This window comes from Mammaliicoccus sp. I-M35, from assembly GCF_022386455.1.
Taxonomy (GTDB): Bacteria; Bacillota; Bacilli; order Staphylococcales; family Staphylococcaceae; genus Mammaliicoccus; species Mammaliicoccus sciuri_A.
On sequence record NZ_JAJNIL010000002.1, the window covers coordinates 50130 to 73131 of the forward strand.

Here is a 23002-nt window from a genome sequence, read left to right on the forward strand (position 1 = left end):
CAAAAGATGTGAGTTAAATGAGGAGTAAACTCACAAGATTGGTAAAGATGTGAGTTAAAGAGGTAATAAACTCACGAGATTGGTGAACATGTGAGTTAAAGAGGCAGTAAACACACGAGATTGATAAAGATGTGAGTTAAAGAGGGACTAAACTCACGAGATCGAAAAAGATGTGAGTTAAAGTTGGAATAAACACACGAGATCGCAAAACATGTGAGTTAAAGATGGAATAAACTCATGAGATCGCAAAACATGTGAGTTAAAGAGGTATTAAACTCACAAGATCGCAAAACATGTGAGTTAAAGAGGTAGTAAACTCACGAGATTGCACAAGATGTGAGTTAAATGTGGAATAAACACACGAGATCGCAAAACATGTGAGTTAAAGAGATAGTAAACTCACATCTTTTCAAATTAAATGATTATATAGAAATGAACATTTTTGATTACTTGAAAAATTACTTAAGTCATGGCTTAACGCCTAACTTAAGCCAAGAGATCATCCAAGTCATAGCTTAACTACTGAATAAAGCCAAGAGATCGTCCAAGTCATGGCTTAACGCCTAACTTAAGCCAAGAGATAGTCCAAGTCTTAGCTTAACTACTGAATAAAGCCAAGAGATGCCGCAAGTCATAGCTTAACTACTGAATAAAGCCAAGAGATCGTCCAAGTCATGGCTTAACGTCTAACTTAAGCCAAGAGATAGCCTAAGTCATAGCTTAACTACTGAATAAAGCCAAGAAATCCCCCAAGTCTTAGCTTAACTACTGAATAAAGCCAAGAGATAGCCTAAGTCATGGCTTAATGTATAACTTAAGCCAAGAGATGTCCCAAGTCATAGCTTAACTCCCGAATAAAGCCAAGAGATGTCCCAAGTCTTAGCTTAACTACTGAATAAAGCCAAGAGATAGCCCAAGTCAAAGCTTAACTACTGAATAAAGCCAAGAGATAGTCCAAGTCATGGCTTAATACCTAACTTAAGCCAAGACATTCCCTACATATCACAATAAAAAACCTCAGGGACAAATGAAACTGCGTCCCTGAGGGTTCCTCTTTTCTTACTATTTGCCTTCTTTCATATCTTGTTCGATTTGTTCTTTTGATTCGCCGCTTTCTTCTAAGACCATTTTACGGTCGTACATTTTGAAGAATGGAAAATAGATAATGACTGAAACGGCGATATTAAATAGTACGAGTACGATTGCTCGCCAATCGCCACCTGTTGCTAAATATGCACCGATTGGAGCTGGTAATGTCCACGGTGCCATTACGCTTGTGGCATTTACGAGTCCAAATAATGTTGCTAAGTAGGTTATGACGGTTAATACTAATGGAATGATAATAAATGGTATAACCATGATTGGATTTAATACAATTGGTAATCCAAATATTACTGGTTCATTAATATTAAATAATGACGGTATTGATACAGCTTTACCGAATTTCTTTAAGAACTGAGATTTTGCAAACAATAATATACAAATGACAAGTCCTAATGTAGCACCTGCGCCACCTATCCAAACAAACCATTGGAAAAATGTTTCTGGTGCTATATGCGGTAATGGTTCTCCGGCAGCATGTGCTTCTGCATTTTTAGCTAAATAAACTTCCCATAGTGGACGCTCGATTGTCCCGACAATTGACATACCATGAATACCAAATGCCCAGAAGAAAGTTGTTAAGAATACAGGTACTAGTACACCAGGCAATGTATCACCTGCAAAGACAAGCGGACCTACGATTTTATCAACGAGTGTATGTAAATCAAGTTGGAATACTACTGTAATGATACTCATTGCACCGAGTACAAATACTACTGGGATTAAAGATTCAAATGAGCGACTTACTGATGGCGGTACTTGAGGTGGCATCTTGATCGTAATATTTTTATTTTTACATAATCGATATATTTCTACTGAGAATATCGCAACAAACATTGCAACAAATAGTCCGTGACCTCCTAAATTGGTCATTGGTAATACGAAACCTAATTTTTTATCCATAGTTGGTGCGATTGTTAATAAGAATGCAGCAGTGGAAAGTTGTGCTGCTGACAATGGATCTAAGTCATAGGATTTGGCGAGATTGTAACCTATACCAAACACTATATATAAACTCATGATAAACATCGTCATTCTATATGGAATTAAAATTTGCTCAACGTGTTCTGTTGCCCACTGAGTAATTGCCCACGACTCTGGTAACGGTGGTGTCGCAAATATTAGGAAGAATGAGCCGAATATAATAAATGGAAGTGCTGAAATAACCCCGTCACGAATGGCGAGTAAATGACGCTGGTTAGAAAGCTTGGTCATTGGACCTGAAAGTTTGCCTTCTATCCATGTCGCAAAGTTATTCATAAAAAAATCCCCCTTCGTTTGTAAGCGCTTCAATTTTGTTATAGTATAAACTAAATAGATAAAATATTCAAAATTATAAAAAAAGAAATATATTGTGAATGGAAGTGAAGTTTGATGAAACGGTTAGGAATTTCTTTATATCCAGGAAAATCAAATGAAAATGAAGATATTCAATATATCGAAAAAGCCCATCAATACGGTTTTACGAGAATATTTACAAATTTATTGCAACTTACCGATGAAAATAAAGCGACATTGTTACCAGTCATTGAAAAAACAATTCGTTATGCTAAAAATTTAAACTTTGAAATTTTTATAGATGTGGCACCTCGCACATTCAAAGTACTCGGCATCGAACCAAATGATTTATCTTTTTTCAATGATTTAGGTGTAGATGGTATAAGACTTGATGAAGGGGTAGGTGCGAAAGAAACAAGTGATATGACTTATAATCCTTATGGTATAAAGATTGAACTGAATATGAGTGTGATGAATCATTATATTGATAATGTAATGGATTTTGAGCCGAATCGCGCTTGTTTAGTAGGATGCCATAATTTTTATCCGCATCGATATGCAGGGATATCCGAGGCATTCTTTTTAGAAGGTAGTAAAAAATTCAAAAAATATGGGTTAAGAACTGCAGCATTCGTTTCAAGTAAAGTAGCTGACTTTGGTCCGTGGCCTGTTACAGAAGGTTTGCCAACTTTAGAAGATCATAGAGGTTTGCCAGTAACAACCCAAGCGCAACATTTATGGGCTACAGGGTTGATAGATGATGTCATTATCAGCAATTGTTACCCTTCAGAAGCGGAATTAGAGATTTTGAGTCATTTGAAGAATGAACCTATTACATTTGATGCAAAATTATTTGATGAAATATCTGACTTAGAGAAGAAAATTGCAATCGAAGAGCCTCATTTTTATAGAGGTGATGTGAGTGAGTACATGATTCGTTCAACACAAAGTCGTGTGAAGTATAAAAATGAATCATTTCCAGCACATCATACAGTTGCCATTAAACGTGGTGACATATTAATAGACAATGAAGAATATGGTCAATATAAAGGTGAATTACAAATTGCATTAAAGCCGATGCTCAATACTGGAAAAGTCAATGTGATTGGCAGAATTGAGCCACATGATTTACCACTGCTCAACTATTTAAAACCTTGGGCACATTTTAAATTTAATATAAAGGAGAAAGATTAACATGAAAAAAATATTATTAGTTTGCTCAGCGGGTATGTCTACAAGTATGTTAGTTAAAAAAATGCAAGATACTGCAAATAAAGAAGGTAAAGAATACGAAGTAGAGGCATTAGCCTTATCAGAAGCAGAAACAAAAGTTGATGAAGTAGATGTTATTCTACTAGGACCACAAGTAAGATTTCAAAAAGCACAAGTAGAAAAAGTAGCGAATGGTAAAGTACCAGTAGACGTTATTGATATGCAACAATATGGCATGATGGATGGAGAAGGTGTATTGAAACATGCCGAAAGCTTAATGGAATAAGGTGAGAATATGGAAAAATATGAACAAATTGCTTTTCAAATTATTACAAATGTAGGAATGGCAAAAAGTAATTATATGCAAGCAATTCAAGAAGCAAAAGAAGGCAATTTTGAAACAGCTGAGAACTTAGTTTCTGAAGGCAATCAATTTTTAGTTGAAGGACATAAAGTGCATAAGGATCTGATCCAAGCAGAAGCTTCAGGTGAGCCGGTTCCTTTAAATTTGTTATTGTCTCATGCTGAAGATCAACTTATTTCTACTGAAGTCATTAAAGAAATGGCTAAAGAACTGATTTATGTACATCAAAATTATGTGAAAAAGCAATAAAAATAAGGAGATAAACAATGTCGAATAGAATTCTAGCAATTACTGGACCAACTTCAGGAATAGGAAAATCAACCGTTATTGAATTAGCACACGATTATGACATTATTATTTTGTTATGTAGAAATGTTGAAAAAGGTAATGACTTAAAAAAGCTTTTAGAAGCGGAACATCAACATATTACAGTAGATGTTATTAAGTGTAATTTATCAGATTTAGCAAATGTTATGAAAGCTGCGACACTTGTTTTAGAACGATATCCTTATGTCGACTGTCTTATCAATAATGCAGGCGTCATGTCATTAACAAGACAAAAAACTGTAGATGGTTACGAATTAATGTTTGGTACGAACTATTTAGGACACTTTATGTTAACGCATATTTTATTTGGTTCAATTATGAATAGTCATGACAAACAAATTATTATCGTTTCATCTGGTGCGTATTTATTTGCACATCTTGGAAGACGAAACTTTAAGTATCCATTAAGGTTTAATCCGATTAAGTCTTATGGAAGATCTAAGCTTGCGACTTTATATTTTATGCAAGAATTACATGAGAAATTTTCAAAAGATGGCTTACATGTTACGGCAGTACATCCAGGTGCTGTTTCAACTAATTTAGGAAAAACAAAATATAATCAAAAATTTGGGAACTTAGTTTATAAAATATTTGATCCATTATTTATATCTCCTAAAGAAGGCGCTAAGTCGACGATTAAAGTATCGAAGAATAAAAATTTGTATAAAGGTGAATATGTTCAAGAAGGAAAGATTACAAAACTCAAATCACATGGTCTTAATTACTATGATCGCAAAAGATTAATTCGTGAGACGTTAGCATCATTACAACTAGACCAATTCATGTATTGGGAAAAATAATAAATGAATACGTTTACATTTGAAACTGATGATGTAATTTATTGTTTTCTTTTAAATTAAATTTTATAATAGTTGATATTGTAAGAATATTTCCAAAATTAATCAAAGGATGAGGCACATGAGTAAGCATTATATTTTATTGGCTGATTGTAAAGATGAAATTGGCATTACATCATTAATATCCACTATTATAAAAGATACAAATTCAAATATATTTCATTTAGATCACTATACAGACATTCAAGAAGAAGAAAATCATTTATATTTACGTATAGAATTTGATAAAAACGATGAAGTTAAATCACTTTTAGAGAATGAACTGACAAATAGAAAGATTAATTTTCAAATCTTTGATGCTGAAGAAAAAGTGAAAACAGCGTTACTTGTGTCTAAAGAAGACCATGCGTTAAGTGAAATTATGTTACGTGCGAATAGACAAGAATTTCCGATTGAAATCAGTTGTGTCATTAGTAATCACGAGAATAATCGCAAATTTGTTGAGGATATGGGCATTCCTTTTCATCATGTTAGCGTAACAAAAGAAACAAAGCGTGAAAGTGAAGATGAAATTACAAGCATTTGTGAAAGCTACAATGTTGATTTACTTGTACTTGCGAAATACATGCAAATATTATCACCAGTATTTGTTGAAAGACATCACTTGAAAATTATTAACATTCACCATTCATTCTTACCGTCATTTATTGGTGCGAACCCTTATAAACAAGCCTATACAAGAGGTGTTAAATTAATTGGGGCGACGAGTCATTATGTGACTGAAGATTTAGATGCAGGACCAATTATTGAGCAGGATGTTGTAAGAGTTAATCATAGATATACTGCACAAGATATGAAACATACAGGTAGGCATGTTGAATCTCAAGTATTAGCGAGAGCGGTGCAATGGCATTGTGAACATAAAGTCATCGTTAATGGTAATAAGACAGTAGTATTTTCATAATTTATTTTTAGTAGTGAGTATATTTGCTCACTGCTTTTTTAGTTGTATAATATGAAATAAAGTAAAGCGAAAAATGGTGTGAAAAAGATGATTAAAACTTATTATGTCAATTTAAAAGATGAAATAAAAGAAACTAATTCACCTAAAGATATTTCAGAAGAGAAAAAATGGATATGGGTGGATTTAAATGAACCAACTAAAGAAGAATCAGAAATATTAGTTGATTATTTTAATTTTCATCCTTTATCAGTAGAAGACGCAACGCAAGTTCAACAAAGACCGAAGTTTAAACAATATGATGATTATCAATTTATTGTATTCCATGCATTAGATCTAAAGACTTTAGAATCTGAAGAAGTGGATATCTTTATTGGTGAAGATTTTATCGTGACATTCCATAGAGAACGTTATGAAGAAATCGATACAATCAAAAGAAAGTTATTTAATGAAACGATCGAAATAAATGAACCTAAAGATATACTATTACATATTCTAGATGATATAGTAGATAACTATTTTCCGTTTATTTATGATATTGAAGACAAAGTATTTAATTTCGAAGATCGTCATAATTTAGATATTACAACAAAGACGTTAATCGATGATACATTTGATTTAAGAGAAGAATTGCTGATTATTAAAAGAACTGTTCAACCGATGAAGGATTTAGTATATAGAATGCGTGAGGGTAAAGTGTTGCATCTTAATGAACAACAATTTCTGTTTATTACGCATATTAATGACCACCTTATGAAACAAATGGAAATGGTAGATTCGTCACGAGAAATGACGAGTGATATACGAGATAATTATATTTCTTTGAACTCATTCAAGATGAACAATATAATGAAAATATTAACCATTTATTCTGTTGTGTTTATGCCTTTAACTTTAATTGCAGGTATTTACGGGATGAACTTTACGAATATGCCAGAACTCGAATGGCATGATGGGTATTATATTGTTCTTGTTATTATGGCCGTTATAGCAATTATTATGTTAATCGTCTTCAAGAAGAAGAGATGGTTCTAATGAACGTATGCGTTATGATTTAGAGTATGATTTGTGAAAATAAATAAAATGGGAAAGAGTGTGATATAAGTGAAACTTCTAGGTGCGATTGAAGCGGGTGGAACGAAATTTGTATGTGCAGTTGGTGATGAAGATTTAAATGTAATTGAACGCATCTCTATACCAACAACTGAGCCGTCAGAAACATTACCTAAAGTTATAGAATTTTTTAAACAATATCAAATTAGTAGTATAGGTATAGGATCATTTGGACCGATAGATATCAATAAAGATTCTGATACATATGGATATATCACTTCGACACCAAAAATTGCGTGGCAAAATTTTGATTTTATAGGAGCAGTTCAAGAACATTTCGACGTACCTGTAGCATTTACAACAGATGTAAATGCCTCTTTATACGGTGAGTATAAAAAAGGAATCGCAAAAAATATTGACTCAGCGGTTTACTATACAGTAGGTACTGGTATCGGTGGCGGTGCGATCGTTAAAGGGAAAATTGTACAAGGATTAAGTCATCCTGAAATGGGACATATGTCTATTAAAATTCATAAAGATGATCAAGACTTTGAAGGTAATTGTCCGTACCACGGTAATTGCTTAGAAGGTTTAGCTTCAGGTCCAGCAATCGAAAAAAGAGCAGGTATTTCTGCAAAAGAAATTCATGAAAATGCTCAAGACTGGGATATCGTTGCTTATTATATTGCACAAGCAGCACTTAATACAGCACTTATGTTGTCTCCTGAAAAAATCATTTTTGGCGGTGGTGTGATGCATCAAACACATTTATTAAAAAAAGTGCATGAGCAATTTGAACGATTAAATAACAACTATATTGCAGTTCCACCAGTAGAAGAATATATTGTTACACCAAGTTTAAATGATGACCAAGGTATAATCGGTTGTCTAGCATTAGCGTTGAACGAATATCAATCATAAGTAGGTGTTAAGTATGGATGTATTAGTAGAATTAGCAAAAAATCAAATATTGGAAACAGAAAGACTTATTTTAAGACCTATTAATTTAAATGATGTTGAATCATTATTCGAATATGCATCTGATGTTGAAAATACAACACATGTGTTTCCAACACACTTATCTAAAGAAGAAACTAAAAGTACAATTGCAGGATATTATATGAGAGCGCCATTAGGAAAGTATGGAATCGAATTAAAATCCGAAGATAAATTAATAGGTACAATTGATTTAAGAGTTGAGCAAGAACATAAACGCGGAGAACTCGGTTATGCCCTTAACTTAAAATATACAGGTAATGGCTATATGACAGAAGCGGGATTAGCATTGCTATCACTTTCATTTGAAACATTAGGGCTTAATCAAGTAAAAGCAATGCACAGTACAATTAATCCGAAATCAGGCGAAGTGATGAAAAGACTTGGTATGAAGAAAATAGGGGTCATGCCTAAAAACAGAATCCATAAAGAAAAAGTAGTAGACGATGTCATTTATGCCATAACCGACACAGAATATGCAGAAATGGTAAAAAGTGAGAAGTAGTAGTGTGTAATGGTGTGGGTGGTGTAAGTTTGAGTATTGGGTCTTGGCTTAAGTGATGAATAAAGCCAAGAGATCGAGTAAGTCTTGGCTTAAGTACTGAATAAAGCCAAGAGATCGACCAAGTCATGGCTTAAGTGATGAGTAAAGCCAAGAAATCGTGTAAGTCATGGCTTAAGTGTTGAATAAAGCCAAGAGATCGACCAAGTCATGGCTTAAGTGATGAATAAAGCCAAGAGATCGCCCAAGTCATGGCTTAAGTACAGAGTAAAGCCAAGAGATCGTCCAAGTCATGGCTTAAGTACTGAATAAAGCCAAGAGATCGTCCAAGTCATGGCTTAAGTACAGAATAAAGCCAAGAGATCGCCCAAGTCATGGCTTAAGTACCGAGTAAAGCCAAGAGATCGCCCAAGTCATGGCTTAAGTCCCGAATAAAGCCAAGAGATCGTCTAAGTCATGGCTTAAGTACCGAATAAAGCCAAGACTTTCCCACCATCCACCCCCCAAACAAAAAACAAACTGAACTTACATAAGTTCAGTTTGCTCATATTGCTCCTAATCGGAAAGCAGCTTATGGTTAAGCTGCTTTTTTCATTTTTGTTAAAACTTTGAGTCCATATGCAAAGATACCGTATCCTACTAATGAACTTGGTAACCAAGTTTTAGTTAATGTGCTATCATTTTTTCTACTGAATAATGCATATGGCACGAACGTTGAAATTAAGTAAAGTACTAGAACCTTTTGATAACGTTTGTTCATCTTAAACACCTCACTTTGTTACTTTCATTATAATACTTTTTTATGCATGAATGAGGTGAGTTTTTTACAAATTTAGAACATTCTTTATTCGAATTTCGCAAATGCTGATGCTGGTATGCGTGAGGCTCTATCATTATTCATTTCACCTTTACCAATTGAGATAAGCATTGCTGGTACTAAGTTATCTTCAATATTAAATGCATCAATTACTGCTTGTTTGTCAAAGCCTATCATTGGGCAAGTTGCGAGACCTGCGTCTTCACTGACTAACATTAAACTCATCGCAAATAATGAAGCGCCACGTATTGCTTCGTCTCTTCTGTTTGTATCACTTTCAAAGAATTGGTGGACACTTTGTATTAATCCTGATTTTTTATCAGCTGGTATATGTTTATGGTCTATCCAATCATCTGCGATATCACCAATTGTTTCATGTGCATTTAAGTCACCTAAAATGATAAATGTCGCGCTAGATTCTTTTATTTTAATTTGTTTATTAGCTGCGTTATATAATTTTTCTTTTGCTTCATCTGTATCAACAACAATTACTTTCCATTGTTGTAAGTTCCAAGCTGAAGGTGATAATGCAGCTTGATCTAATAAATTATAAATTGTTTCTCTATCTAAATCGTATGGCTCATAAGATTTAACAGAGCGTCTTTTTTCTAATGCTTTTGCTAATTCCATGTTTTTCCCACTCCTTATATGTCGATATTTTTATGTTCATATAAAATAGTTTTAAAAACAACTTTTCTGCTTATTTGCAAAAATCAGTCATTTTAATACTGGTTACAAACAGTTATTTGTTACAATATAAGTAATAAGGGAATAAAGTTGTATGATTATAGTTGCGTAATAAAAGGAGAGGTGCACATGATAGATATTCATAATCATTTATTATATGGATTAGATGATGGTCCATTAGATGAGGAAAGTATGCTTGAACTTGCAAGAGAAGCTGAGAAAATTGGTATAACAGATATAGTTGCAACACCTCATTATATAAAACATCGGTTTAGAAATAATGCCGATATCGTTAAAAGTAGAACTGAAGAAGTACAATCTCTATTAAATGATCATCATATTGATATTAAAGTTTATCCTAGCCAAGAAATTCATATGTTTGGTGAGGAACTTGAAGGATTAGAATCCGGTGAATTGTTACCTATTACTGAAGGTTCAAGATATGTGTTAATTGAGTTTCCATTTTTCTCGATACCAGAATTTGCTGAACAAACATTTGAAAAGTTATTTAATGCTGGATACCGTCCAATATTAGCTCATCCAGAACGTATCATTCCGATTCAAGATGATCCACAAATTTTATTTAATTTAATTGATAGAGGCGCATTATGTCAAGTTACAGCAGGCTCTTTAGTGAATAAATATGGCGAAGATGCTAAAAGAGTAGCTGATTATTTATTAGAACAAGATGCTATTCATATTCTTGGAAGTGATGCTCATAATACATCCAATAGAAACTTTCATATTAAAGAAGCATATGAATTTTTAGAACGTACGAAAGGTATTGAGACTGTCACACGATTGAAAGAGAACGCACGAAAAATATTAAAAAATGAAGAAATTTGAAGTATTTAAAAAGCGAGAAACGCATGAGGTACCCGTTGATATCTCATACATTTCTCGCTTTTTTATTATTATTAAGTTGTTTGTAAAGGTTCAGCTGTTTCATGCTTGTTAACGACAAACATTAAAATACTTGCTACAAGCACCATGATAAATGCGAAATAAGGCGTGCTAGATAGTGTTAAGTGGTTTAATATAAATCCACCGATAACAGAACCAAGTGTAATACCTATGTTAAATGCAGAGATGTTTAAACTTGAAGCGAAATTGACAGTTTCTTTACTATTACGTCCAGCAAAAAGTACGACAATAAGTTGTAACCCGGGAACATTCATAAATGCGAATAGTCCCATTAATAATATACTGATAAGGCCAACTACATGAAAATGTATCGTAAATCCAACAAGTAATAACGTTAATGCTTGTAAAAGAAAAATAATCGTTAATGATTTCGTTGGCGCATGGTTCGTTAATTTTCCACCTAATGTATTACCAATCGCAACCATCACACCATACAATATTAAAATAATGACAATACTATTTGAGTCATAACCTAATATATTCGTTAAAATTTCAGTCATATAAGTGTAAACAACAAATGTACCACCATAGCCAAGCGCTGTAATTAAATAAATAGACATAAGCGGTTTGTTTTTAAAGATAGCAAGTTGTTTAATAATAGGTGCTTGCTCATATTCTGTTAAATTTTTTGGAACGAATGATATATTTGCGATTAAACTAATGAGTCCTATCAAAGCAATCGTATAGAATGACATTTCGTAACCGAAGTTTTGACCGACCCAAGTACCAAATGGGACACCTGTAATCGTTGCAACTGTTAAACCTGTAAACATCATGGCGATGGCACTTGAGCGTTTATGCGCAGGGACTAAGTCAGCTGCAATGGTTGTTGCAATAGACATGAATACACCATGTGAGAAAGCACTAAGCACTCTCATAGCGAGTAATAAACTAAATGATGTTGCAAGTCCTGCAAATACATTAGCAATAATAAACACAACCATAATGAGTATTAAAACATTCTTTCTTTTCATATTGTTTGTTAAAGGCGTTAAGATAGGTGCGCCAACTGTAACACCAATAGCATATAAAGATACAGTAAGTCCTGCTAATGGGATTGTCACATCAAAGGCATCTTTAATTAATGGGAGTAATCCTACGCTAATAAATTCAGTAGAACCAATAGCAAAAGCTGAGATAGCAAGTGATATAAGTGCGAGTTGATTCGAAAATTTGTTTTTCAATTTTTATATTCCTTCCTTTGTTATAAGATATGTGATATTTTAAAACGTAATAAGACAAATAGGAAGTACGCACTTTAAAGTCATATAGGTACTAAAAAGTGCCTTAGGGAGGAATCATGATGGAAGTTACGGAATATAATATTGGTGTAGAAGCAACAATAGATGTCATTGGCGGTAAATGGAAGCCAGTGATACTGTGTCATTTAAAGCATGGAACAATGCGAACATCTGAACTTAAAAAAGCTATTCCGCATATTACACAAAAAATGTTAACGCAACAATTAAGAGAATTAGAAAAAGATGGCATTATTAATCGAATTGTATATCAACAAGTACCACCAAAAGTTGAATACGAGATATCAGAATATGGTAGTACACTAAATGAATTACTAGAGCACTTATGTAAATGGGGAGAATTCCATATTAAAAAACGTAAAGAAGATGGGGAGCAAATAGAGCTTGATTCCGTAGAATTTATAGATGGAATTTAAATAGGAAGTGTAAATAAGCAGGGACAAATTTTTGTCCCTGCTTGTTTTGTATTTTATTCAAACATACCTTTTCTAATCATTTGATAATCTGAAAGCATATGTTGTCCTTTTGCAAATACATCTTTTATTTGTTTCTTTTTCGGATTAATTATTAATATATCTGCATCATAGTGTTCTTCGATATGACCTTTATGATGTAGTGTTAATACGTTTGCGACATTAGAAGTAAATAAAGCAATTACTTCTTCCCAGTTCGAGTCTTGTACCAATAAATTAAATAATTGGTCTGTTAGCGTGCTGCATTTTGCAACATCATAACCTACAAGTTGATTGTGTTTATCGAATTTAGGTAAACTGCCATGTCCATCTGAAGAAACCGTCAACTTCGAGATGTCTCCTCCATGTGCTCGGTAATAATTGACGTATTCTACAGTATTTGAACTTGCTGTTAAGTCAACATACACACCTTTATGACTTAATGAAATACCTTCTTCTAACAAATCTATCCCTTTATCAAAATGTGTCACATATAGTTTGTTCGGTTTAACATCAAAATGATCGATTAGGTCATGAATTTGTTTCAGTTTATGTTTGCCTGTACCTATATGAAAATGTGTTACACCAGCTTTTCCACTTAGCATTCCGCCTACTGTTGTGTCAGCCACAATTCTTGCAAGTTCTTCAATTGTTGGAATAGATGATCTGAAATCATTTATAGCAATCTCACCAGTGCCAATCACTTTATCAATTAAAAACAAATCTTCTTTGATGGAGTTTGTAATTGTAGTAACGGGCAAGTGATAATTACCTGTGTACATATATGTAGAGACACCTTCAGCTTCTAATGCTTGAGCCTTTGCATATAAACTCGTTAGTGTTCTAGAAATACCATCTGTACCTATTAAGCCAACTACGCTTGTAATACCATTTGATATTAAATTTGTTAATTGAACTTCTGGCGTTCGCGTCACATAACTCGCTTCTCCGCCACCTCCAAGCAAATGAATATGTGGGTCTATAATCCCAGGCATAACCGTATATCCTGTAGCATCGATGATCTTTAAGTTTGGATCCAGTTGCTTTATTAATTCAATATCTATATCTCCGATTTTAATAATAGATCGCCCTTGAATAAGTATCGATTGCTGACCCTTATAGTTCGGTGAATATACATCACCATTTTTAATAATTGTAAACATCAGCATCCTCCTTTAAAGCTTTCATTATATATATTTTAGTGTAAGTATGTCGTTAAATCAAAATGTAGCAAATCAAATTAATATATGTGGATATTCTATATGTAATATAAATGTAATATAAAATTACACTTTTTATAATGACTTTATACTTCATGTTATATATAATTAAATTGTACTTATTCTAAAAATATATAGGGGTGGATTAAATGTATCGATCGAAAAAAATTTTATCAGTAGGTTTTACTTCAGTTATGGCTTTGACTTTAGGATTATCAAATGTGGCTAGTGCGAAAGAAAGTAGTCCTTTAGATCAAAAGGAATTAAAATCAATTCCTAAACAAGAAATAAACACAAAAGCTGAAGCGCAAGAGATTTTGAGTCAGTTACCAAGCAATCCAAATATTAAGAAAAGTTACAAACAATTTGAAGTAGCAAATGAATTTAAAGATAACTTAGGATATACGCATTATACTTTAAAACCTAAAGTAGATAACTACGTTGTCGAAGATAAAGAAGTCAAGATACATACCAATGATAATCAAGAATTAGAGCTCGTCAATGGGGATGTCAATACAGAAAAAGTTACATATACAAATAAACAAAGTTTATCTAAAGATGAAGCGGTTAATAAAGCTTTTGAAAGTATCGGCGTAAGTCAAAATGAAGTGAAAAATATTAAAGGACAAAAAGTCGTTAACAAAGATGAACTAGTGATCAATGCTGAAAAGAAAAAATTAGTCTATAATGTTGAAATTATTTATTTAGATCCTAAACCAGCACGTTGGGAAATTAAAATTGATGCTGAGACTGGTGAAGTTGTAAGTAAGAAAAATAAAATTGAACATATTGCCGGAAGTGGTGTAGGTGTTAATGGGGATACTAAAAAGCCACTCAATTTAACAAAAATAAGCAATGGTTATGGTTTACAAGATGAAACACATTCTGGAACAATCCATACTTATGATGCAAAGAATGGTACGTCTAGCTTTTCACTTATGACAGATACGGATACAAACTTTAATAGTAAAAATCAAGCTGCAGGAGTGGATGCCCATTTTAATGCTGCTAAAACATATGATTACTATTTAAACACACACAATAGAGATAGTTATGATGGAAACGGTGCAGAAATTAATTCTATTGTTCATTTTGATAGAAATTATAATAATGCCTTTTGGAATGGCCAATACATGGTGTATGGAGATGGAGATGGTAGAACATTTACATCATTATCAGCTGCAGATGATGTTGTTGCACATGAATTAACACATGCTGTTACAGAACATAGTGCAAATCTTGTATATGAGAATCAACCAGGTGCTTTAAATGAATCAATGTCAGATGTGTTTGGTTACTTCGTTGACCCTGAAGACTGGTTAATGGGAGAAGATGCATACACACCAGGTAAACCAGGTGATGGATTAAGAAGTCTTTCTAATCCAGAACAATATAATCAACCTGCACATATGAATAATTATCAGAACTTGCCAAATACTGAACAAGGTGACTATGGTGGCGTGCATATTAATAGTGGTATACCGAATAAAGCAGCTTATTTAACAATTACTAAAATTGGAAAAGAAAAATCAGAAGACATCTATTATAGAGCTTTAACACAATACTTAAGTTCAAACTCTTCATTCTTAGATGCTAAATTTGCGTTAAAACAAGCAGCATCTGATTTATATGGTGCAAACTCAACAGAAGTACAACAAGTGGTCAATGCTTGGAATTCAGTAGGCGTAACTGGATAAAATAATTGTATTTTCACACATTGAGACTTAAAATAAAGAGGAGGACATTAACATGCAGAATCCGAAACATATGATACATCGTAAAATGCTTATGAATCAAGGTCGTGTATATTTGACGGGACAAATATGCACAGCAACACCGATACCAGATGATATGCATAGCGTGGGTTATTCAAACATGTTAATTCGATAACTGAATACGGGGAGCGTTATATATGAAATTAGGAGAACGTGTCAAACAAAGGAGAATAGATTTAAAGCTATCTCAACAGAATTTAGCGCAAGGTATTGCGACTCAAAGTCAAATTTCAAAAATAGAAAAGAATGAATTACAACCGGGATCTCAACTACTATTTAACATTTCAAGAAGATTAAATTGTAGTATGGACTATTTATACATTGGCGATGAGTTAGATACACAATTAGAACAGAAGTTAAAAGTAATAGAAAGATTGTTAGAAGAGCGTGATTATGATGCTCTAATACCTATTATAGATGGCAATTATTTATCTAATAGTTCAACAGATGAAATTGCTGCTTCGAAGTGGGTAAGATCGATTATTACTTTTTATAAGCATGATGATGTTGAACAATCTCTACAACTAATAGAAGAAGCTTATCGTTTAATGGATCATAATATGTATGAGAAATTACAAGTTTCTATCTGTAATACGCGCGCAATTTACTACTATAGACAGAATGAAAATGAAAAAGCAAAGTCATCACTAGAACAAGGTTTAGAAATTGCTAAACGCTATAATGTAGACGATAATTATCAAATCAAATTGTTATATACATTATCTAATATCTACTCGAATGAAAAAGCTTATGACAGATGTTTAGCTTATGCACAATCTGCATTAGATATTACGATTAAATCGAATAGATATATGTTATATAGCGAATTAGTTTATAATATTGTGCAATCACGATTAGAGATGGGTATTCTAAATGATACAGATAAGAAACAATTAGACATTGCACTTTTCTTAAGTGAACAATCTAAAAAACATAACATCACAATATTAATTAGAGATTTAATGAAAACTTTATAAACAAAAATACTTTCATAACCAATTCTTTTAAACGAATGGGATATGAAAGTATTTTTTATTTTTGAATGACTTGAAGTATGGTCTCTGTCGTTAATTCAGATTCAAGTTTAGAAGCTAATTGTTGAATGTCTTTAAAGTCATGTCTGTCTTTATAAGGATATGTATAATTGATCGTCTTTAATATATGTAAGACAATCGCTTCTTCTAATATGACATGTTTATTGTTCAAAATAGTCGTCGTAACCTTTTCGGGGTAGTATTCTTTAATGATTTCATATATGTATAACTTCGCAAAATAATACGCTATCACATCGTATAATAAATCATATTTATGACATAGAGATTCTATAAATAAATATAAATGTGCGTTATCTTCTAATTGAATTGAAGCATCTTCTTTATATGTCCCAACAAGAAAATAAATATCTGGCCTTAAATATGTTTGATATTGCTTTAGAAATTTCAGCCTTACTTCAAAGATAATATGAACCAATGTTGAATTTATTTTTAAAATTAAGGGAAGGTCTTGTTCTAATTTTAGAAGCGTTGGATGGATATTTTGACATTGTACATGTTCATCATAACCTGCATGCTGAAACTCTGTATGATACTTTGTAAAATATGAAAGCCTCGACTGTTCATTTAAATGAAAGTTATTAAAAAAATCATTAATTGTATTACTAATAATCATAATTGAACCCCTTAACATTTGCTTTAATCTTATGATAGTTATATTACCTGATTTTGATGATTTAATCATCAAATGGTAAAATTAAAAATTAATATTTGACGAGAAACAATATGTACTGTACCCTTTTAAAGTATTCAAGATATATAAGAGGAGAAAATAATGAATCAAATTAATCATAAAGGATCATTTATAGCTTTATTACCGTTAATCGTATTTGTAACGCTGTTTATAGGTACTGGATTAATCATGAAAGATTTTAATTACTTACCTTTAAATGTAGCGATTCTGATTGCAGCAGTCTTTGCATGTGCCATGTATCCAAAGACGCCTTTAGCTAAAAAATTAGATATATTTACAAAAGGCGCAGCTCATCCTAACATTTTATTAATGGTATTTGTCTTTTTAATGGCAGGTGCATTTAGTCAAACAGCTAAAAGTATGGGGGCTGTAAGTTCAACTGTTAATTTAGGATTATCTTTAATTCCCGGACAGTTTTTATTAGCAGGTTTATTCATAGTTGGTGCATTTATTTCAGTAGCTATGGGTACATCAATGGGAACAGTAGCAGCATTAGCACCAGTAGGCGTAGGTATCTCAGAAGCAACAGATATCTCACTTGCTTTAACAACAGCAACTGTCGTAGGCGGTGCAATGTTCGGCGATAATTTATCAATGATTTCAGATACAACCATCGCAGCAGTTAGAACACAACAAACGAAAATGAGCGATAAATTTAAGATGAATTTCTTAATTGTATTACCAGGTGCTATCTTAACAGTGCTTATTCTATGGTTTGTTACAAAAGATGCAGGTATGACAGATGCTAGCCAAGGTGGCTATAGTATCATTAAAGTCATTCCATACTTATTTGTATTAATTAGTGCATTGTGTGGAATGAACGTTTTGATGGTATTAGTACTTGGTGTCATCGTAGCAAGTTTAATAGGATTATTAGACGGCTCATTTACACTATCAGAAAACTTAAAAGCAATCTCAGACGGACTTATCGGCATGCAAGATATTTCTATGATCGCATTATTAATCGGTGGTATGATTGGTCTCATAGAATACCATGGCGGAATCAAATGGTTGCTCAATACCGTAACGAAACGCTTGAAATCTAAACGAGGTGCAGAATTTGGAATTGCCAGTTTAGTAAGCGTGACAAATTTAGCAACAGCTAACAACACAATTTCAATCATTACAGCAGGACCACTCGCAAAAGAAATAGCAGATGATTATCAAATTGATCGCAGAAAATCAGCAAGTATATTAGATATATTTGCAAGTACAGTACAAGGAATTATTCCATATGGCGCACAAGTATTAGCAGCAACAAGCGTCGCAGGAATATCAACAGTATCACTATTACCTTATTCATTTTATCCATATTTATTAGGCATATGCGGTATCGTGTCTATTATAATAGGCTATCCACGTAAGAAGAAAGAAGCGGAGTAATAGCCATTAAACCCTATCCATCAACGCGATGGATAGGGTTTTTATATATTTGCTTGAAAATAGAAAATGGATTATATAATATAAAAATAATATATAAAGAGAGATGTGAAAACTATGTAAGTTAGGTGAGCAATTCATGTGGAATAGTATAAAAAAGTACAAAGTCTGGATATTATTTGCGTTTTATCTAAACCTGTTTAGGTTGACGTTAGTTGTATTAATACTCTCATTATATCTATATTTAAACTTCTCAAAGTATTCCGTTTATTATGCTAAACATATACCTCATGACAAAGGAAGAGACCCAGAAGTTGAAATGTTAATCAAAAATATAGCTAGAGCAGAAACTCCAAAGATAGAGGGTGTAACTTATTCTCCGACGTGTATATATGGAATCGGTAATTGTTTAAAATATTCAGTAGATGGAATTAATAGTGAAGATACAAAAAATCCTGATCATCATCGTTCTGTAATTATGGGAGATTCCAAAAATGAAATTGAATATATAGAAAATTATGATATATATTTATTTAATGATAAATATAAATTAATTTCATTTATTGAAAAAAGAGGACTAGAAAAGCCTGTTTCAAATATTAATGAAATTGAAGTAAAAAAACAAATACGTTCAATTGTTCAACCTGTAATAAATGTTCAACCTAAGCCAAAGGTTAATTTACAATGGGTATTTAATTGGTGGTATAAAGACTATTTTAGGAATGAATATTAATGTTGGAAGTGAATATTTATGATAATATTTAAATTTATTAGACGTGCGATTTATAAAACGTTTGAGGTAACGGTTTTGTATCTTATACCTCTAATTGTAATATTACTAATTTCTAGACACCTTTTAATTAGCCATATGGAACACTATTCTGTATATTATTCTAAACATATTGATCATAGCCCTAATATAGATCCAGAAGTTATTATGGTTATGAAAAATTTAAATTCTATTGAAAAACCCAAAGATGATTCATTTGTATACCAATATAAAGATTCCTATTTAAATGATTACAGATATTATACTGTAAAAAAATTAAATAAAAAGAATCATTATGGAGAATTAGAGTCTTATATTGAATTTAATACTAAAAATGATAAATTTGAATATATAGACTTTGTAGATCATGCTAGAACTCAATATAGTTTTAATAATTCTTATAAAATAGAATATGTGTTGGAGAAGGATTTTAGTGATGTTAGTTTAAGAAAAGTGAATGAGAAGCGGGTTAAACAGGAGATGAGGGATATTCTTCAGCCTATTATAGATGTTCAACCTAAGCCAAAGGTTAATTTACAATGGGTATTTAATTGGATGTATGGTGATTATTTTAAATAATGTGGTTTGAGATGATATAAATATTATAAACAAAAACAAGCATATCACGTTATGACTGAATGGTTCAGTTAAGTGATATGCTTGTTTTTTATAGCTATATATTTTTATGCTTTTTCTTGTTTGAGTTCGTATCCATATGCGGTTTCGCCATGGAAGACGGTATCTAAGCCTTCTAGTTCCGCCTTTTCGTCTGTTCTTAATGTTGTAAAGATACTGATGATTTTAGCGATGATGTATGTCATGATGCCACTAAATGCGATTGTTACGACGACGGCAACGATTTGTACGACAACTGGCATGATGCCACCACCAAAGAATACACCGTCTGCTATTGTTGAGTTGACGCTAGAATTTTGGAAAAGACCTGTTCCTATTGCACCAACGACGCCTCCAAATCCGTGTAAACCGAATGCATCTAATGCATCGTCATAGTTAAGTAATACTTTAAGGTGCGTGATAACATAGTAACAAACGAATCCACCTAATATTCCTAGAATCATCGCACTTCCGTAACCGACAAAACCTGCTGCTGGTGTAATCGTTACAAGTCCTGCTAACATTCCTGATAATGTTCCGATTAACGTAACTTTTTTCTTTTGAATATATTCAAAGATAGACCAACCGGCAATACCTGCACATGATGCTAATATTGTATTAACAAATGCGAGCATGGCAACTGAATCGAAAGTGAGTGCTGATCCTGTATTAAAGCCAAACCAACCGAACCATACGAGAATACCACCGATTAAAGTAATGACTAAATTATGTGGTGGTTTTTTATTGCTAGGTTTTCTAGAACCGAGTAGTAGGGCAAGTACGAGTCCAGAAACACCAGATGAAATATGGACTACTGTACCACCAGCAAAATCTATTGCACCAAGTTTGTGAATCCAGCCGCCACCCCAAACCCAATGTGCTACTGGGCTATAAACTAGAATGACCCATAAACTCATAAAGATTAAAAATGGTCCGAATTTCATTCTTTCAGCTACTGAACCAGTAAGAATTGAAACGGCAATGGTACAAAATGTTAATTGGAAAAGCATAAATAATGCGAATGGAATGGTTTCACTAAAATTACCATTAGGTGTGAATCCAACACCGTTTAATAATGCGTGTGAGAAATCACCTATCCATAAATTGTTACCGCCAAAACTAATAGAAAATCCTATTAATACCCATGTGAATGTTACAACAACAATTGCTGAAATACTGTGCATGGAAGTATTTAAAACATTTTTAGATTGAACTAATCCTCCGTAAAATAATGCTAATCCAGGTGTCATTAACCAAACTAACAACGTACAACCGAATAATAAAAGTGTATCTGTCTGACTCATCTTCCCTCAACTCCTTATTTTTTTAAAAGTATAAAATATAAAATAAGAAAAAAGAAATATGAGTCAGGTAAATTTACACTTGGTGTGATAATACTTAACATCTGTTAAATAAATGGATTATTGAACACCTAAATAATCGAACGTAACAGCAGCGACTGATTTAGCTGCAATAAGTAAAGAACCTTCATCAATATCAAATTTAGGATGATGATGAGGGAATGTTTCTTTATCTTTAGGACTTGCGCCTACATAGAAGAAGGTACAAGGTAATTCTTTTGCATAGTAAGCGAAATCTTCTGATGGTGGTTGTGGTTCACAACGTTCAACACTTTTAACTTCAGGAATATTAGCCGCTTCAATTGCTTTCGCAACTTGTTTCGTTAATTCAGGATCATTATATAGAACCGGATAATCTCTCGTGTATTCGAGTTCACATTGAACACCATACATAGATTCTAAACCTTTAGAAAGTCGTTTAACTTCTGATTCAATTAGTTGTAGAGTTTCTTCGTTCATACCTCGAACGTCACCTTCAAGCGTAACTTCATTTTTTATGATATTAAACTGTCCTTTACCATCAAATGAACCGATAGAAATAACGCCCATATCAAATGGATTCAATCTTCTTGAAACGATTGTTTGTACAGACATAACAAAGCTACTTGCTGCAACAATTGGGTCATTTGCTAAATGTGGTGAAGAACCATGACCACCACGCCCTGTTATTTTTAATTTAAAGATATTTCGACCTGATTGAACATTGCCTTCTCTATAATAAACGTGATCACTTTCAAGTGCGCTCATAACATGGACGCCGATAACATTATCAACGCCATCAAGAATGCCATCTTTAATTAAGTATTGTGAACCACCAGGTGGCTTTTCTTCTGCAGGTTGGTGAATGATGACAATCTTACCTTTAAGTTGATCTTTCACTTCAATTAAAGTTTCAGCAAGCACCATCATATATGCAGTATGCGCGTCATGACCACAAGCATGCATGACACCTTCATTTTTAGAACTGAAAGGTAGGCCAGTATCTTCTTTTATAGGTAAAGCATCGAAATCAGCGCGTAACGCTAACGTCTTACCTGGTTTACCAGAATCAATGGTTACTTTAATACCGTAAATGCCTTCTCCTCCGATATGCGTTTGTAATGTGACATCCTTATCTTTATAAAAGTCAGCAATATACTGGGCTGTCTCTTTTTCTTCAAAAGATAACTCAGGATACTCATGTAAGTATCTTCTGATTTCAATCATTTTGTTTTCTTTCTTAGATAATCTTTCATAGAAATCATTTAACATATCATGTTCCTCCTTATATTTGTTTAATTTTATTATAATAGAAATTTTTGAAAAATTGTTGTTAGAAGCGTAAATGGGTGTTGACATAACATGACAATGGGCGTAGAATGATTGAGTATTAGTTAGCAAAGCTAACTATATTTTTATGAGAAAAG

At 32.8% G+C, this 23002-nt stretch carries 24 protein-coding genes; 16 read left to right on the forward strand and 8 right to left on the reverse strand.

Features of this window, described 5'->3' with window-relative positions; genetic code table 11:
• Positions 1–1062: 1062 nt before the first annotated feature.
• Positions 1063–2361 carry a PTS sugar transporter subunit IIC gene (locus LQ679_RS02870; RefSeq protein ID WP_239762055.1) on the reverse strand — a complete coding sequence of 433 codons (1299 nt, stop codon included), beginning with the start codon at positions 2359–2361 and terminating at the stop codon, positions 1063–1065.
• Positions 2362–2475: 114 nt separating this feature from the next.
• Between LQ679_RS02870 and LQ679_RS02875 the strand changes: the two genes are divergently transcribed.
• The 8 genes from LQ679_RS02875 to LQ679_RS02910 all read left to right on the forward strand — a co-directional run bounded on the left by LQ679_RS02875 (position 2476) and on the right by LQ679_RS02910 (position 8594).
• Positions 2476–3573 carry a DUF871 domain-containing protein gene (locus LQ679_RS02875; protein WP_239762056.1) on the forward strand — a complete coding sequence of 366 codons (1098 nt, stop codon included), beginning with the start codon at positions 2476–2478 and terminating at the stop codon, positions 3571–3573.
• A 1-nt stretch (position 3574) separates the two neighbouring features.
• Positions 3575–3877 carry a PTS sugar transporter subunit IIB gene (locus tag LQ679_RS02880; RefSeq protein ID WP_103361981.1) on the forward strand — a complete coding sequence of 101 codons (303 nt, stop codon included), beginning with the start codon at positions 3575–3577 and terminating at the stop codon, positions 3875–3877.
• A gap of 9 nt (positions 3878–3886) precedes the next feature.
• On the forward strand, positions 3887–4204 hold the full coding sequence (locus LQ679_RS02885; protein WP_025904329.1) for a PTS sugar transporter subunit IIA: 318 nt from the start codon (positions 3887–3889) through the stop codon (positions 4202–4204).
• 17 nt (positions 4205–4221) lie between these two features.
• Positions 4222–5082: an SDR family NAD(P)-dependent oxidoreductase gene (locus LQ679_RS02890; protein ID WP_204175217.1), complete on the forward strand. Its 861-nt coding sequence runs from the start codon at positions 4222–4224 to the stop codon at positions 5080–5082.
• 118 nt (positions 5083–5200) lie between these two features.
• Positions 5201–6043 (forward strand): formyltetrahydrofolate deformylase, encoded by an 843-nt coding sequence (gene purU, locus LQ679_RS02895; protein WP_037589969.1) that lies wholly within the window; start codon positions 5201–5203, stop codon positions 6041–6043.
• Between the two features lie 87 nt (positions 6044–6130).
• Positions 6131–7075, forward strand: a complete 945-nt coding sequence (gene corA / locus LQ679_RS02900; protein WP_037589968.1) for a magnesium/cobalt transporter CorA — start codon at positions 6131–6133, stop codon at positions 7073–7075.
• A gap of 69 nt (positions 7076–7144) precedes the next feature.
• Complete coding sequence (locus LQ679_RS02905) at positions 7145–8014, forward strand: ROK family protein (RefSeq protein ID WP_196308353.1); 870 nt, start codon at positions 7145–7147, stop codon at positions 8012–8014.
• A 13-nt stretch (positions 8015–8027) separates the two neighbouring features.
• Entirely contained in the window at positions 8028–8594 is a 567-nt protein-coding gene (locus tag LQ679_RS02910; protein WP_239762057.1) for a GNAT family N-acetyltransferase, read from the forward strand.
• Positions 8595–9168: 574 nt separating this feature from the next.
• Here the strand turns inward: LQ679_RS02910 and LQ679_RS02915 are convergent.
• Together LQ679_RS02915 and LQ679_RS02920 are read right to left on the reverse strand one after the other, a co-directional pair.
• Positions 9169–9351, reverse strand: a complete 183-nt coding sequence (locus tag LQ679_RS02915; RefSeq protein ID WP_025906889.1) for a hypothetical protein — start codon at positions 9349–9351, stop codon at positions 9169–9171.
• Positions 9352–9435: 84 nt separating this feature from the next.
• Positions 9436–10038, reverse strand: coding sequence for a nitroreductase family protein (locus LQ679_RS02920; RefSeq protein WP_037589109.1), 603 nt, complete (start codon positions 10036–10038; stop codon positions 9436–9438).
• 186 nt (positions 10039–10224) lie between these two features.
• Between LQ679_RS02920 and LQ679_RS02925 the strand changes: the two genes are divergently transcribed.
• On the forward strand, positions 10225–10941 hold the full coding sequence (locus LQ679_RS02925) for a tyrosine-protein phosphatase (RefSeq protein WP_204258910.1): 717 nt from the start codon (positions 10225–10227) through the stop codon (positions 10939–10941).
• 71 nt (positions 10942–11012) lie between these two features.
• Here LQ679_RS02925 and LQ679_RS02930 read toward each other — a convergent pair whose 3' ends face one another.
• Positions 11013–12203: an MFS transporter gene (locus LQ679_RS02930; RefSeq protein ID WP_239762058.1), complete on the reverse strand. Its 1191-nt coding sequence runs from the start codon at positions 12201–12203 to the stop codon at positions 11013–11015.
• Positions 12204–12322: 119 nt separating this feature from the next.
• Between LQ679_RS02930 and LQ679_RS02935 the strand changes: the two genes are divergently transcribed.
• Positions 12323–12694, forward strand: a complete 372-nt coding sequence (locus tag LQ679_RS02935; RefSeq protein WP_025906885.1) for a winged helix-turn-helix transcriptional regulator — start codon at positions 12323–12325, stop codon at positions 12692–12694.
• A 53-nt stretch (positions 12695–12747) separates the two neighbouring features.
• Here LQ679_RS02935 and iadA read toward each other — a convergent pair whose 3' ends face one another.
• Entirely contained in the window at positions 12748–13893 is a 1146-nt protein-coding gene (iadA, locus tag LQ679_RS02940; protein WP_239762059.1) for a beta-aspartyl-peptidase, read from the reverse strand.
• A 206-nt stretch (positions 13894–14099) separates the two neighbouring features.
• Between iadA and LQ679_RS02945 the strand changes: the two genes are divergently transcribed.
• Genes LQ679_RS02945 through LQ679_RS02955 form a run of 3 tightly spaced genes read left to right on the forward strand, consistent with a single transcriptional unit; the run spans position 14100 to position 16702 of the window.
• Positions 14100–15647, forward strand: coding sequence for a M4 family metallopeptidase (locus tag LQ679_RS02945; RefSeq protein ID WP_481817223.1), 1548 nt, complete (start codon positions 14100–14102; stop codon positions 15645–15647).
• 52 nt (positions 15648–15699) lie between these two features.
• A complete protein-coding gene (locus LQ679_RS02950; RefSeq protein WP_159315477.1) occupies positions 15700–15840 on the forward strand; it encodes a hypothetical protein in 141 nt (46 codons plus the stop codon).
• Between the two features lie 22 nt (positions 15841–15862).
• A complete protein-coding gene (locus LQ679_RS02955) occupies positions 15863–16702 on the forward strand; it encodes a helix-turn-helix domain-containing protein (protein ID WP_037589104.1) in 840 nt (279 codons plus the stop codon).
• A gap of 55 nt (positions 16703–16757) precedes the next feature.
• Here the strand turns inward: LQ679_RS02955 and LQ679_RS02960 are convergent, their stop codons facing one another.
• Entirely contained in the window at positions 16758–17393 is a 636-nt protein-coding gene (locus tag LQ679_RS02960; protein WP_239762060.1) for a hypothetical protein, read from the reverse strand.
• Positions 17394–17552: 159 nt separating this feature from the next.
• Here LQ679_RS02960 and LQ679_RS02965 point away from each other — a divergent pair, with 159 nt between their 5' ends.
• From LQ679_RS02965 to LQ679_RS02975, 3 genes are all read left to right on the forward strand, one after another.
• Positions 17553–18854 (forward strand): Na+/H+ antiporter NhaC family protein, encoded by a 1302-nt coding sequence (locus LQ679_RS02965; RefSeq protein WP_239762061.1) that lies wholly within the window; start codon positions 17553–17555, stop codon positions 18852–18854.
• Positions 18855–18990: 136 nt separating this feature from the next.
• A complete protein-coding gene (locus tag LQ679_RS02970; RefSeq protein WP_196308140.1) occupies positions 18991–19584 on the forward strand; it encodes a hypothetical protein in 594 nt (197 codons plus the stop codon).
• An 18-nt stretch (positions 19585–19602) separates the two neighbouring features.
• Complete coding sequence (locus tag LQ679_RS02975; protein WP_204255529.1) at positions 19603–20199, forward strand: hypothetical protein; 597 nt, start codon at positions 19603–19605, stop codon at positions 20197–20199.
• 104 nt (positions 20200–20303) lie between these two features.
• Here LQ679_RS02975 and LQ679_RS02980 read toward each other — a convergent pair whose 3' ends face one another.
• Positions 20304–21539 carry an ammonium transporter gene (locus tag LQ679_RS02980; RefSeq protein WP_078354974.1) on the reverse strand — a complete coding sequence of 412 codons (1236 nt, stop codon included), beginning with the start codon at positions 21537–21539 and terminating at the stop codon, positions 20304–20306.
• A gap of 117 nt (positions 21540–21656) precedes the next feature.
• Entirely contained in the window at positions 21657–22847 is a 1191-nt protein-coding gene (locus LQ679_RS02985) for a M20 family metallopeptidase (protein ID WP_239762062.1), read from the reverse strand.
• Positions 22848–23002 lie beyond the last annotated feature (155 nt).